The sequence below is a fragment of the Castellaniella sp. genome (assembly GCF_004321985.1).
Classification (GTDB): domain Bacteria; phylum Pseudomonadota; class Gammaproteobacteria; order Burkholderiales; family Burkholderiaceae_B; genus Castellaniella.
The window spans coordinates 1-13,119 of sequence record NZ_SCQN01000056.1; the positions used below are offsets into that span (position 1 = coordinate 1).

11 protein-coding genes are annotated in these 13,119 nt (G+C 62.2%); 5 read left to right on the forward strand and 6 right to left on the reverse strand.

Features of this window, described 5'->3' with window-relative positions; genetic code table 11:
* On the forward strand, positions 1 to 1,232 hold a 1,232-nt coding region (locus tag EPN31_RS14730; RefSeq protein ID WP_291774688.1), incomplete at its 5' end, for an iron ABC transporter permease.
* Between the two features lie 30 nt (positions 1,233 to 1,262).
* A complete protein-coding gene (locus tag EPN31_RS14735) occupies positions 1,263 to 2,354 on the forward strand; it encodes an extracellular solute-binding protein (RefSeq protein WP_291774690.1) in 1,092 nt (363 codons plus the stop codon).
* Positions 2,355 to 2,408: 54 nt separating this feature from the next.
* Here EPN31_RS14735 and EPN31_RS14740 read toward each other — a convergent pair whose 3' ends face one another.
* From EPN31_RS14740 to rpmH, 6 genes are all read right to left on the reverse strand, one after another.
* Positions 2,409 to 3,626 carry an MFS transporter gene (locus EPN31_RS14740; RefSeq protein WP_291774692.1) on the reverse strand — a complete coding sequence of 406 codons (1,218 nt, stop codon included), beginning with the start codon at positions 3,624 to 3,626 and terminating at the stop codon, positions 2,409 to 2,411.
* A gap of 73 nt (positions 3,627 to 3,699) precedes the next feature.
* A complete protein-coding gene (mnmE, locus tag EPN31_RS14745) occupies positions 3,700 to 5,079 on the reverse strand; it encodes a tRNA uridine-5-carboxymethylaminomethyl(34) synthesis GTPase MnmE (RefSeq protein WP_291774827.1) in 1,380 nt (459 codons plus the stop codon).
* A gap of 83 nt (positions 5,080 to 5,162) precedes the next feature.
* Entirely contained in the window at positions 5,163 to 6,911 is a 1,749-nt protein-coding gene (gene yidC, locus EPN31_RS14750) for a membrane protein insertase YidC (RefSeq protein WP_291774694.1), read from the reverse strand.
* Positions 6,912 to 7,007: 96 nt separating this feature from the next.
* On the reverse strand, positions 7,008 to 7,247 hold the full coding sequence (gene yidD, locus EPN31_RS14755) for a membrane protein insertion efficiency factor YidD (protein WP_291774830.1): 240 nt from the start codon (positions 7,245 to 7,247) through the stop codon (positions 7,008 to 7,010).
* Complete coding sequence (locus EPN31_RS14760) at positions 7,244 to 7,606, reverse strand: ribonuclease P protein component (RefSeq protein WP_291774697.1); 363 nt, start codon at positions 7,604 to 7,606, stop codon at positions 7,244 to 7,246. The genes yidD and EPN31_RS14760 overlap by 4 nt, the downstream gene beginning before the upstream one ends.
* Positions 7,607 to 7,652: 46 nt before the next feature.
* Entirely contained in the window at positions 7,653 to 7,787 is a 135-nt protein-coding gene (gene rpmH / locus EPN31_RS14765) for a 50S ribosomal protein L34 (protein ID WP_291774700.1), read from the reverse strand.
* A gap of 205 nt (positions 7,788 to 7,992) precedes the next feature.
* Here rpmH and dnaA point away from each other — a divergent pair, with 205 nt between their 5' ends.
* The 3 genes from dnaA to gyrB are packed head-to-tail and all read left to right on the forward strand — an operon-like array spanning position 7,993 to position 13,029.
* Complete coding sequence (gene dnaA, locus EPN31_RS14770) at positions 7,993 to 9,399, forward strand: chromosomal replication initiator protein DnaA (protein WP_291774833.1); 1,407 nt, start codon at positions 7,993 to 7,995, stop codon at positions 9,397 to 9,399.
* Between the two features lie 4 nt (positions 9,400 to 9,403).
* The gene (gene dnaN, locus EPN31_RS14775; protein ID WP_291774704.1) at positions 9,404 to 10,516 is read left to right on the forward strand and encodes a DNA polymerase III subunit beta; all 1,113 of its coding nucleotides are present in this window, start codon (positions 9,404 to 9,406) and stop codon (positions 10,514 to 10,516) included.
* Positions 10,517 to 10,575: 59 nt separating this feature from the next.
* A complete protein-coding gene (gyrB, locus tag EPN31_RS14780; protein WP_291774707.1) occupies positions 10,576 to 13,029 on the forward strand; it encodes a DNA topoisomerase (ATP-hydrolyzing) subunit B in 2,454 nt (817 codons plus the stop codon).
* Positions 13,030 to 13,119: the final 90 nt, after the last annotated feature.

Genomic DNA, 13,119 nt, shown 5'->3' on the forward strand with positions numbered 1-13,119 from the left:
GTTCTGCATGGCAAGGGCGAAGACGAGGATTGCAGACCCCAGTATCGCCGGGAGCACCAGCGGCCGCGGTGCACGGCGCCACATTCGGGCGTACGCTTCGCACGGTCACGCTGCCGCTGGTGCTCCCGGCGATACTGGGGTCTGCAATCCTCGTCTTCGCCCTTGCCATGCAGAACTTCCCTGTGGCACAGGTTGTCGGCATGCCCGGGCGAGTGGACACCCTGCCAACGTTCATCTACCGCCTGATGAGCACAACGCCGTCCCAGAGCAATAATGCAGCGGCAGTGTCCATCATCCTCACCGTGGGTCTGCTGATCTTCACCGTCCTGCAGCAGCGCGTGATCAGCCGGCGGAAGTTCACCACCGTCACGGGCAAGGGCGCCATGACCCGGCTTGTTCCGTTAGGGCACTTCAAATGGCTGATCACCGCGTATGTCCTGATCTATTTCCTGATCTCGATCCTGCTGCCACTGCTCGCGCTGCTCGTGACAGCCATGCAGTCCTCACCATTCCTCATCAAAATCTCTCAGCTCTTTCACCCGGGCGCGCTGACGCTGGATCGGCTCTCGGCCACCCTGACATCCATCGATCTGCGCGTCGGCCTGACCAACAGTATTACGGTATCCGTGCTGGCGGCGATTTTCGGGACGCTGATTGCCTTCATCGCCTCTTACATTCGGCACCGGACGATCTCGCGCTTTCGCAATGTGATCGATTTCCTCGCCATGACCCCGCTCGCCATCCCGTCGATCGTCATGGGCATGGGGTTGCTGTGGACCTGGCTTTTCATCCCGGTTCCGGTATATGGCACCATCTGGGTTCTGGTGATTGCCTGCGTCGCAGTATTCCTGCCCCAAGGCTACCAGGGCATCTCGGCATCCGTTCTGCAGATCGGCAGCGACCTCGAAGATAGCGCGGTCCTGCTCGGTGCGAATCGCTCACGGGCGATCCGGACAGTCACCGTTCCGCTGATGCGCGTTGGCATTACCTCCACCTTCCTGCTGTTCCTGATGATGTCAATGCGCGAATTGAGCGCAGTCATTTTCCTGTTTACGTCCGACACCCGGATCCTTTCGATCATGGTGTTCGAGAACTTCGAAAACGGACAGATCCAGGCGGCAGCAGCCATCAGCGTCTACTACTGCATCGTGATTGCCGTCATTGCCGTCCTGGGCAAGGCGGTTGGTTCCATCCAGAGAAACAGGAATTCCGTGCGTGATACGCACAATTGACAACCCCGGACCAAAGCCAAGGAGACAGTTATGAAAAGATCCAGTGTTCACAAGGGAATATTGACATCATGCCTGGTAACCGCTGCCGTCGTGAGCGCTGCATTCAGCGGTGTCGCCTGCGCGGCCAATGCCGGTGACCTCGTCATCGAGGGCGAGGTCATCGCCGATGCCGGAACGTTTGCTCAGGCCAAGCAACAGACCCTGAATCTGTACACAGGCTACGTGCAATCGCCAGAAAAGGCCCTGATCGATGACTTCACGAAGGACACCGGCATCAAGGTCAACATGATTCGATTGACCCCCAACCAACTTCTGGAGCGCGTGCTGTCCGAGCAAGGCGCCGGGAAACTGGGGGCTGACGTCATCCGGACATCCGACTACCCGAATGCATTGTCCATGGAAAAGGCCGGGGTCTGGAAAAAATACATGCCGCCCATCATCTCCGGCACACCGCAGCTGAGCCAGGACAATGGCTCGTTCAACCTGGTCTTCGATTCCGTCTACACCATCGGCTACAACACCCAGCTGGCGGACAAGAATTCCGCTCCTCATTCGTGGGCTGACATGGTCAACGGAAAATGGAAGAAGAAGATCGGGATCGTCCAAGGCGGATCAGGCGGCAGCACCGCTTCGCTGAACCGCTTCATGATTTCCAAGCTGGGCGAGGACTACTTCAAAAAATATTACGCCCAGGACCCTGTCATCTACAGCTCTCTGGGGCAGGAAGCGATTGCACTGGCGCGTGGAGAGATCTCGGTTGGAACCGTCAAGATCAGCGACGTCAACATCCTCGCCAAGAAAGAAAATGCTCCGTTGATGTTCGTGGTCCCCACCGAGGGTGTCGCGGTCTATGACTACTTCCTGGGCATGACTCAGTCGGTCAAGAACGAAGCTGCGGCCAAGGTCTTCATCAACTACAACCTCTCGAAGCACGGACAAAAGATCTTCGCCGCGATCGGGGAATACCCGGCGCGATCCGATGTCGCATCGCCCACCGTCTTGGGGGTCACTCTGCCGGCAATCGGCTCGCCACAATACTTCCGCCTGAGCCCACAGGACTCGCTGAAGTATTCGAAGGACGACCTGAAGAAGTGGAACGCTGACTTCAAGTACACGAAGTAGCCAGACAGAAAAACGCGGCGGCATGGGGGATGCAGGGGTACTCTGCATCCCCCATCACCGCGCCCCCGGCATCGTTCTGGGCATAAATCGCCAGGCGATCAGCCAACCGATCGCCTGCGTGGCGATCAGCGTGGCAACCGTACCCGGCCAGGCCCCCAGCGTATAGGCGATCCCGCCGACCCAGGCACCCGAGAACCCGCCGCAGTAATAGGCTGTGTAATACAGGCCGCTGGCGAGCGAGCGCCCGCTGGTGATGCGGTACGCGATGAAGGTCATGGTGGCCGACTGCGTGATGAAGACGCCACAGGCCGCAATGGCCAGTGCCACCACGATCCCCCAGGCCGGCTGCACTAGCGTTAGCAGGACGCCCGCCGCAGAAATTCCCACCGCCACCAGTACCGTGCGGCGCACGCCGAATCGCGGAATCAAGCGCCCCGCCATGGGTGTGATCACCACCCCCAACAGGTACACGACAAAGATGTTGGCCAGCGCCCCCGAACTGAACCCGTACGGCGCCGCCGCCAGGTGCAGGTTCACGAAGGTGAACAGTCCCACCAGCCCGAACAGTACCGTGAACCCCAGGGCGCAGGCCACCTGCAGCGAAGGATTGCGCAGCAACTGGCCCAGCGTGTTCAGGCTGCTGGAGATGCCCTTCTTGGCCACGAAATGGCGCGAAGCGGGCAACCCGCGCCAGACCACCACTGCCCCGGCCAGATTCAGCGCCGCCATCACCCCGAAAGCGGTCCGCCAGGCCATGAATTCGGTCAGGTGCCCCATCAGAAAGCGCCCCAGAAACCCGCCCAGCACGGAACCCGCGACATAGATGGTCATGACCCGCACCATGAGTCCGCTGCGGAATTCCTCGCCAATGTAGGCGATGATGACGACCGAGACGCCCGGCACCGCCAGCCCCTGCAGGAACCGCAGGAGAAGCAGCCCATGCACCGTCTGCACCTGGGTAATCAACGCTGTGGGAACCGCCAGCGCGAACACCGATCCCACGATCAGCCACTTGCGGCCTACCGCATCGGACAACATGCCGACGAAGGGCGACATCAGCGCCACTGCCAGCACCGTCATTCCCACCGTGTTGCCTACCTGTACCACCGAGGCATGCAGGTCGCGCTGCAATTCAGGCAGGATGGACTGCACGGAATAGACCTGGACGAAGGCAAAGACACCGACCAGGGCGACGGTCAGCACCAGCAGCAAAGTAGGCCGTATGTAATCGTCGGATGAAGAGGCCTGAATCGGCGTGGGGAGTATTGTCATTGGCCCGCTTTGGCGCTGCATCTGCAACCGTTGAGTGTAGCGCGCGGCCAGATAGCGAATGCTGCGAAGGGAATCACTTTCCAATACAAAAACTCGAGAAAATCTCGCCCAGCAGGTCGTCGCTGGTGAACTGTCCCGTGATCTCGCACAGCGCCTCATGGGCCAGGCGCAGTTCCTCGGCGAACAGGTCCAGGACCTGGTCACCATGCGCCGCATGCCCGGCGGCGAGCCGGAGGCGGCTGCGGGCCTCCTCCAGCGCGTGGACATGGCGTTCTCGCGCCAGCCACGGGGATTCAGCGCCCGGGGTCCAGCCGGCAATCCGCAGCAGCCGGGCGCGCAGCGTGTCCAGGCCCTCGCCCGTATGAGCTGAGATCACCACGGGAGCATCGTCCGCATCCGCTGCCTGCGGCGCGGTACCCTTCCCAGCCCTGCTTTCCAGCAGGTCCACCTTGTTCCAGACCCGCAGCACGGGAACGCCGACCGGCAGCCGTCGCACGATTTCCGCATCCAGCGGATCATCCGGCTGGCGAGCGTCCTGCAGATGAACGATGACCTGCGCGCGCGCAATCTCGGCCCAGCTCCGCTCGATGCCGATGCGCTCCACGGCGTCCTCCGTCTCGCGCAGCCCGGCCGTGTCCACGATGTGCAGCGGGACGCCCTCGATGTGGATCTGCTGCACCACCCGGTCGCGGGTGGTGCCGGCAATCGGCGTGACAATGGCGACGTCATCGCCCGCCAACGCGTTCAGCAGACTGGACTTGCCGACATTGGGCTGGCCCGCCAGCACCACATGCAGGCCATCGCGCAGCACCCTGCCCTGGCGGGCCGTGCGCAGCACACCTTCCAGGCTGTCCATCACCGCCTGCAACCGCTCGGCGGCCTGGTATTTTTCCAGGAAGTCGATTTCCTCTTCCGGGAAATCCAGCGTGGCCTCGACCAGCATGCGCAGCTTCACAATGCGTTCGCTCAACGCATCGATCTCGGCCGAAAATGCGCCAGACAGCGACGCCATCGCACTGCGCGCCGCCGCCGCGGAACTGGCCTCGATCAGATCGGCCACCGCCTCGGCCTGCGCCAGATCCAGACGCCCATTCAGAAACGCCCGCTGCGTGAATTCACCCGGCCGCGCAAGGCGCAACCCGATGTCGGCGCTACGCGCCAGGCAGTCTTCCAGTACACGGCGCAGGACCGCTGGACCGCCATGGCCCTGCAGTTCCAGCACGTCCTCGCCGGTGTACGAATGGGGACCGGGGAAAAACAGCGCCAGCCCCTCGTCCAGAACCTCGCCGCCCACCGCACGAAAGGCCAGGAAATGCGCATGACGCGCTGTCAGGGACTGGCCCAGCAGCTCGTCGGCCCAGCCACGCAGGTCGGGCCCCGAAACGCGAATCACACCGATGCCGCCACGCCCCGGTGCCGTGGCAATCGCAATGATGGGATCCGAATCACTCACCGGCATCAGTTTCGCCTACAAGACACCAACCGGCAGCAGATCTGAATGTTGGGGCTGCCTCGCCGGCAGCCCAAAACCGCCACTCAGCTGGATGCCGAAGCCGCCTTCTCGTGATCCAGCCGCCGCATGATCACCCGCTGCTGAATGATGGAGACCGTATTGTTCACGCACCAGTACAACACCAGGCCGGCCGGGAACAGGAACATCATCCCGCCGAACACCAGCGGCATGATCATCATGATCTTGGCCTGCGTCGGGTCCGGCGGCGTCGGGTTCAGCTTGATCTGCAGGAACATCGTCAGCATCATGAACGCCGGCAGAATGAACCAGGGATCGCTCACCGACAGATCATGGATCCACATGATCCAGGGCGCGCCGCGCATCTCCACGCTGCCCAGCAGTACCCAGTACAGCGCAATGAACACCGGGACCTGCACCACCATGGGCAAGCAGCCGCCCAGCGGATTGATCTTCTCGGTCCGGTACATCTCCATCATGGCGGCGTTCATCTTCGCCTTGTCGTCGCCGAATTTTTCCTTTAGGTGCTTCATGCGCGGCGCGACCAGCTTCATCTTCGCCATCGACCGGTAGCTGGCGGCCGACAGCGGATAGAAGATCAGCTTGATGATCAGCGTGAGCAGCACGATGGTCCAGCCCCAGTTGCCGACCAGACTATGCAGCCAGATCATGAACTTGAACATGGGCTTGGCGATGATCGTGACCCAACCATAGTCGACCACCAGGCCCAGGCCCGGCGCCACCGCGCCCATGGCACGCTGATCCTGAGGTCCCACCCACAGTTGCGAGTCCACAGTCTTGTGCGCGCCCGGCGCAATGGTGCCCACCGATTCGATGCTGCGGATTGCAAACAGACCGCCGGGAAGCGCCAGCGCCTGGTTGGTGCGCACCACCCCCTGCTTGGGTACCCAGGCCGAGGCGAAATAGTGCTGCACCATCCCGATCCAGCCGTTGTCCGCCTGCTGGATGTAGCTGGCTTTGCCCTTGGTGATTTCCTCGAACTTGATCTTCTGGAACTTGTCTTGTTCCGAATAGACCGCCGGCCCCGTGAACGTGGTGTAGTAACCGGTGGTGTTGGGGGGTTCGTGACTGTCACGGGTCAACTGCAGATACAGCGACGGATCGATGGGCTGAGTGCCCAGGTTGTAAATGTCGTTGCGCACATGGATGTCATAGCCATCCTTGGACAGAATGAAGGTCTTGACCACGCGCACCTGATCCGACGTCGCCTCGAAGGCGATTTCGGTCTTTCCATCCTTCACCACAGGGCCGGACCCCACCACGGTGAACGGCGTCAGGTGGGTGGGATAACTGCTGCCCTGCGGCGCCCCGACCAATCCGGTCTGGGCCACATACATGTCGCCCGGCTGGTCGTTGAGCAGATACATGGGGCCGCCGGCGTCTTTGGGCGGCTTGTGTCCCATCAGGCCCTTGAACCAAGGCAGAATCCCCGTCGTGGCCTCCTGGTTTTTGTACGCCAGCAGATCCGCGCGCACCAGCTGCGCACCCATGGTGTCGAAAGTCAGGTCATACACACCTGTCTTCACATGCACCTGCTGGCCCTGGGGCACGGCTTCCGGGTTCGGAACCTTCGCCTGCGCAGTCGGTGCGCTCTGCGCACCCGCCGACGGGATCCCCTCTGTGCCAGCCGGGTGCGTCGCCGCCGATTTGGCTGCGTCGGGCTTGGCCGTCTGGGTCGCCGGCGGCGTCAGGGAAAACAGCGAAGGCTCACCCCGGTACACCTGCCAGTTGTTCCACAACAGCAAGAGTGAAAACGAGAAGATCATCCAGAGGATGGTGCGTCGAATGTCCATGGCGCCTGAATTTGAAGAGTTCGGTGCGAAAAGCTCACCAGTTTAACGTAGCGGAGCTGACACCCGCTTGAGGCGGCGCCAGGTTCGAGTCGGAGTTCATGGGTGATGCGGATGGCCCGCTGCCGGCGGAACCGGATCAAAGCCGCCGGGGCATCCCGGGTGACAGCGTGCAATGCGGCACATACCCAACCATAGACCGCGCAACACCCCGTGAGTTTCAATTGCTTCTATCGTGTAGGCCGAACAGGTCGGGGTGAAACGGCATTGCTGCCCCACCCAGGGGCTGAGGAAATACCGGTAAAACCGGATCGGCGCGATGACCAGCGAACGCATCAGCATGGCGCGATCCTGGAAAGCAGGGTATCCACCTCGAGGCGTACCTGACGCTTCAGCGCCGTCAGGCTGCCGGGCTCTGGTCGCGCGACCAGTCTGAACACCCAGTCACCGTCGGGCAACGACGCCCGGCGCACCCGGAAGGCCTCGCGCACTACGCGTTTGATGGTGTTGCGTCCTACCGCCAGTGGCACCTGGCGCTTGGGCACGATGAGTCCAAGCCGAGCTCCGCCGCCGTTCGCCGGCTGCCGAGGGCTGGAGACGACAAACAAAGCCCCCCGGGCGATACGTCGCCCCTTCAGGGCTGCTGCGTATTCCGAGGGGCGATGCAGCCGAGCCGCCGGTGGAAAAGCGGATGGCATGGCGATCGGCGAAGGGCGCGGCCAGATCCCGCACCCAGTCACTCAACTAGACGGCCAGGCGCTTGCGGCCCTTCGCACGGCGCGCACTCAGAACAGCGCGACCGCTGCGTGTCTTCATGCGCACGCGAAAGCCATGGGTGCGCTTGCGGCGGGTAACGGAAGGCTGGTAGGTGCGTTTCATGGTGAATCCAAAGAGCTCTGGAAAGTACGGAAGTCCACGGGACAGACACGCCCATGGGATCGAAAAGCCTACTATTTCAGCAAATTTTCGATGTGCCGTCAATCGCTTATGGTGTTATCCCCTGAAAACGGGCGAGCAGAGCAGCCGGGCTGTGGATAACCTGAGACGGGAAAGGGTAGAATCGAGGTTTCGCACGATGACCGTTATGAATGAATTCTGGCAGGCCTGCCTCCAGCAGCTGGAGCGGGAACTTCCCCCCCAGCAAATCAGCGCCTGGATCAAGCCTCTGGTACCCCTTGGTTACGACGAGGAACTTGCAATCCTGAGAATTGGCGCGCCCAACCGCTTCAAGCTCGACTGGGTGCGCAAGAACTTTTCCTCACGCCTGGAATCCATGGCCGCCGACTGGTATTCACAATCCGTCCAGGTCCAGTTCGAGCTCTCGGCGACCACCCCCGCGCGGGCTGCGGCACCCGCCAACACAGGGACTCCTACCCCTGCACCCCGAATCCAGACACCCGCCCCATCGCCGTCCGCCGCTGCGGTCGCCAGCCCGGCGGTATCGGCAACCGAAGAAGCCATCCAGGACCGTTCGCGCCTGAACCAGGAACTGACTTTCGACAACTTCGTGATCGGCAAGGCCAACCAGCTCGCACGGGCGGCCGCGATGCAAGTCGCCGAGAACCCAGGGGTGTCCTACAACCCGCTCTTTCTGTATGGCGGCGTAGGCCTGGGCAAGACGCACCTGATCCACGCCATCGGCAATGCGCTGCTCGCCAACGGGCTGAGCACACGCGTGCGCTACGTGCATGCCGACCAGTACGTCTCCGACGTGGTCAAGGCCTACCAGCGCCGGGCTTTCGACGATTTCAAGCGCTACTACCATTCGCTGGACCTGCTGCTCATCGACGACATCCAGTTCTTTGCCGGCAAGAACCGGACCCAGGAGGAGTTCTTCTACGCGTTTGAAGCCATGGTGGCGCACCGCAAGCAGATCATCATCACCTCGGACACCTATCCGAAAGAGCTGGCCAACATCGACAGCCGGCTGATTTCGCGCTTCGACTCGGGGCTGACCGTGGCCATCGAGCCGCCCGAACTCGAAATGCGCGTCGCTATCCTGCTGCGCAAGGCACAGACCGAAGGCATCGCCATGCCCGAAGAAGTCGCCTTTTTCATCGCCAAACATCTACGCAGCAACGTGCGCGAACTGGAGGGGGCGTTGCGCAAGGTCTCGGCCTATGCCCGGTTCCACGGCCGCGACGTGTTGACCGTCGAAGTCTGCAAAGAAGCCCTGAAGGACCTGCTATCCGTCTCCAATAGCCTCATTACGGTCGAAAACATCCAGAAGACCGTGGCCGATTTCTATAAAATCAAGGTCGCCGACATGTACTCCAAGCGGCGCCCTGCAAACATCGCCCTGCCCCGGCAGATCGCCATGTATCTGGCCAAGGAGCTCACCCAGAAAAGCCTGCCCGAAATCGGCGACCTGTTCGGTGGACGCGACCACACGACCGTGCTGCACGCAGTGCGCAAGATCACCGATCTGCGCGCCAAACAGACCGAATTGAATCACGCGCTCCATGTACTAGAGCAAACCCTCAAAGGATAGGAACATGCAACTGATACAAGCGACTCGCGATGCTGTGCTCAAACCCTTGACGACAGTGGTGGGGATCGTCGAGCGGCGCAACACCTTGCCGATTCTGGCCAATGTCCTGATCCGCAAGCAAGGGCAACAGGTTTCCTTCATTGCCAATGACCTCGAGGTGCAGATCACGACCCACGCGGACTTCGGCCTGGGGAACGACACGCTGGCCACGACCGTGGCGGCACGCAAGCTGCTGGACATCCTGCGGGCATTACCGGACCTGGGGGACGTGAAGCTGTCGCTGGACGATACAAAGCTCTCGGTCAACGCCGGCCGCAGCCGCTTCGCGCTACAGACGCTGGCGGCCGACGACTACCCGACGGTTTCCCAGCCTGAACAATGGGACACCAGCTTCAGCATGCCCCAGAAGGCGCTCAAGCATCTCTTTGACCGCGTGCACTTCGCGATGGCACAGCAAGACATCCGCTACTACCTGAACGGCCTGCTCTTCGTCACCGAGCAGGGGCGCGTGAACGTCGTCGCCACGGACGGTCACCGACTGGCCCACAGCGCCATGGCGGTCGATGGCCTGACCGGCCAGAACGACGTCATCATTCCACGCAAGACGGTGCATGAAATGCAGCGGCTCCTGGCCGACGATGGCGAATCCGCCGTACAGATCGACATCACTGCCAACCAGATCCGCTTCCGCTTCGACCAGATCGAAGTCATCTCCAAACTGGTAGAAGGCAAGTTCCCCGACTACAAGCGCGTCATCCCCACCGGTTACACACGGCACTTCACGATCGGCCGCGAACCGCTTCAGGCCAGCCTGCAGCGCGCGGCCATCCTGACGACCGACAAGCTGCGGGGCGTGCGGCTGGAGCTGGGCGGCAACCTGATGCGCATCTCGGCCTCCAACGCGGAACAGGAAGAAGCACGCGAGGAACTGGAGATCGACTACGCACAGGAACCGCTGGACGTCGCCTTTAACGTCAGCTATCTGCTGGACGTGCTGGCCAACGTCAAGGCCGAGACCATCTGCTGGTCGGTTCAGCCGGACGTCAACGCCTCGGTCCTCATCACGCTGCCCGACGACGATGCCTTCCAGTACGTCGTCATGCCGATGCGCATCTAGCGCCCCGCTCACGCGGCACACCAGATCTGCGCCGCTCCGGATTCAATTACAGGATTTCCATGCCAGAACAAACTCACCACCGCCACCCCGACGCCAGCTACAGCGCCGATTCGATCAAGATGCTCAAAGGCCTGGAGGCCGTGCGCAAGCGCCCTGGCATGTACATCGGCGACACGTCTGACGGCACCGGCCTGCACCACATGGTCTTCGAGGTCGTGGACAACGCGATTGACGAGGCCCTGGCGGGGTTCTGCGACGAAATCGTGGTCACCATCCACGCCGACAACAGCATCTCCGTGGTGGACAATGGTCGCGGCATCCCCACCGCCATCCACAAGAGCGACGAGCAGCACCGCAGCGCGGCCGAGATCGTCATGACGGAACTGCACGCCGGCGGCAAGTTCGACCAGAACTCGTACAAGGTCTCCGGTGGGCTGCACGGTGTGGGCGTTTCCTGCGTCAATGCCCTGTCCGAATGGCTGAAGCTCACCATCTGGCGCAACGGCCACGAACACCAGATCGAATTCCACCGGGGCGAGCGCGTCGCACCGCTGGCGATCACGGGCGATACCGATCGCACGGGGACCAGCGTGCGGTATCTGGCCGACGCCGAGATCTTCACCAACATCGAATACACCTATGAGATCCTGGCGCGGCGCCTGCGCGAACTATCGTTCCTGAATAACGGGGTCAAGATCCGGCTGTCGGACGAACGCACCGGCCAGGATGAGGATCTGGCGTATCTGGGCGGGGTGCGCGGCTTCGTGCAATACATCAACCGCGCCAAGACCGTCCTGCATGAAAACGTCTTCGCGGTGTCCACGGAATCCGACGCGGGCGGCGTGCGTTGCACCGTGGACGTGGCCATGCAGTGGAACGACAGCTACGCCGAAACCGTACTATGCTTCACCAACAACATCCCGCAGCGCGACGGCGGCACCCACCTGACGGGCCTGCGCGCCGCAATGACGCGCGTACTGAACAAGTACATCACCGACAACGAGCTCGCCAAAAAAGCCAAGGTCGACACCACCGGCGACGACATGCGCGAGGGCCTGGCCTGCGTGTTGTCGGTCAAAGTCCCAGAACCCAAATTCAGCAGCCAGACCAAGGACAAACTCGTCTCCAGCGAGGTGCGCCCCGCCGTCGAAGACGCGGTCAGCCGCACGCTGGAAACCTGGCTGCTCGAAAATCCGACCGACGCGCGCGCCGTGTGCGGCAAGATCGTGGAAGCCGCCCGCGCCCGCGAGGCCGCCCGTAAGGCGCGCGAAATGACGCGTCGCAAGAGCGTCCTCGAAGGCGCCGGTCTGCCGGGCAAGCTGGCCGACTGCCAGGAAAAGGACCCAGCGCTGTGCGAACTGTATCTGGTCGAGGGCGACTCCGCCGGCGGCTCCGCCAAACAGGGTCGCGACCGCAAATTCCAGGCCATCCTGCCGCTACGCGGCAAGGTGCTGAACGTGGAAAAGGCACGCTTTGACCGGCTGCTGTCCAGCGAACAGATCACCACGCTCATCACGGCGCTGGGCACCAGCATCGGGCCGGACTTCAACATTGACAAACTGCGCTACCACCGCATCATCATCATGACCGACGCGGACGTGGATGGCGCGCACATCCGCACGCTGCTGCTCACGCTCTTCTACCGGCAGATGCCGGCGTTGGTCGAACGAGGCTACATCTATATCGCCCAGCCACCGCTCTACAAGGTGAAGGTCGGGCGCGAGGAACGCTACCTGAAGGACGATGCGGAAGAAGCCCAGTTCATGCTGCAGCTCGCACTGAAGGACACGGAACTGCTGCCGCGCGCCGGGGCCACCATCATCAGCGGCGACGCGCTCATGGATCTGGCGCGTCAGTACGTCACTGCAGACTCGGTAATCGCCCGCCTGTCGCGCACCCTGGACACCGAAGCGTTATCGGCCATGGCCGAGGGCGTGACGGTAAGCCTGATGGACGAAGCCGCCGCACGTGCCAGCGCCGCCGCCATGGAAGCTGCGCTGCGCGACCCGCAGGATCCGCACCCGGTCCACGTCGAGGCCCAATACGACGAAACCGAAGAAGCCTGGCGCCTGGCCGTGGTACGTCCGCACTTCGGCAACCTGCGCGTGAGCCTGTTCGACCGCAGCTTCGTGCGCAGCGGCGACTACGCCATCCTCGCCCGCACCGCCAAGACCTTCATGGGCCTGCTGGGCGAGGGCGCCATCATCCGCCGCGGCCTGGGGGAAAAACAGAAGGAAAAGCCCGTCGCCGATTTCCGCGAAGTCATGCAGTGGCTGCGCACTGAGGCCGAACGTGGCATCAGCAAGCAGCGCTATAAAGGCCTGGGTGAAATGAACCCCGAACAACTCTGGGACACCACCATGGATCCCGCCTCCCGGCGCCTGCTGCAGGTCCGCATCGAGGACGCCATCGCCGCCGATGAGATCTTTGTGACGCTTATGGGAGATGATGTGGAGCCGCGCCGCGCGTTCATTGAAGCGCACGCGCTGCAGGCGGGGAATATTGACGTTTGAGGGTTGTTGGTTTTCGGAAAAGTTGGCCAAGTTTTGCGGGAAAAGTTGGCCATTCATAAGGGCAGAAGGAATGACCGCCTGATTGGCGGT

Excerpts from the sequence above, each read along its gene's own strand:
- EPN31_RS14735 (WP_291774690.1), top strand. The coding sequence starts at position 1,263 with ATGAAAAGATCCAGTGTTCACAAGGGAATATTGACATCATGCCTGGTA.
- EPN31_RS14740 (WP_291774692.1), bottom strand. The coding sequence starts at position 3,626 with ATGACAATACTCCCCACGCCGATTCAGGCCTCTTCATCCGACGATTAC.
- yidC (WP_291774694.1), bottom strand. The coding sequence starts at position 6,911 with ATGGACATTCGACGCACCATCCTCTGGATGATCTTCTCGTTTTCACTC.
- EPN31_RS14760 (WP_291774697.1), bottom strand. The coding sequence starts at position 7,606 with ATGCCATCCGCTTTTCCACCGGCGGCTCGGCTGCATCGCCCCTCGGAA.
- rpmH (WP_291774700.1), bottom strand. The coding sequence starts at position 7,787 with ATGAAACGCACCTACCAGCCTTCCGTTACCCGCCGCAAGCGCACCCAT.
- dnaA (WP_291774833.1), top strand. The coding sequence starts at position 7,993 with ATGAATGAATTCTGGCAGGCCTGCCTCCAGCAGCTGGAGCGGGAACTT.
- dnaN (WP_291774704.1), top strand. The coding sequence starts at position 9,404 with ATGCAACTGATACAAGCGACTCGCGATGCTGTGCTCAAACCCTTGACG.
- gyrB (WP_291774707.1), top strand. The coding sequence starts at position 10,576 with ATGCCAGAACAAACTCACCACCGCCACCCCGACGCCAGCTACAGCGCC.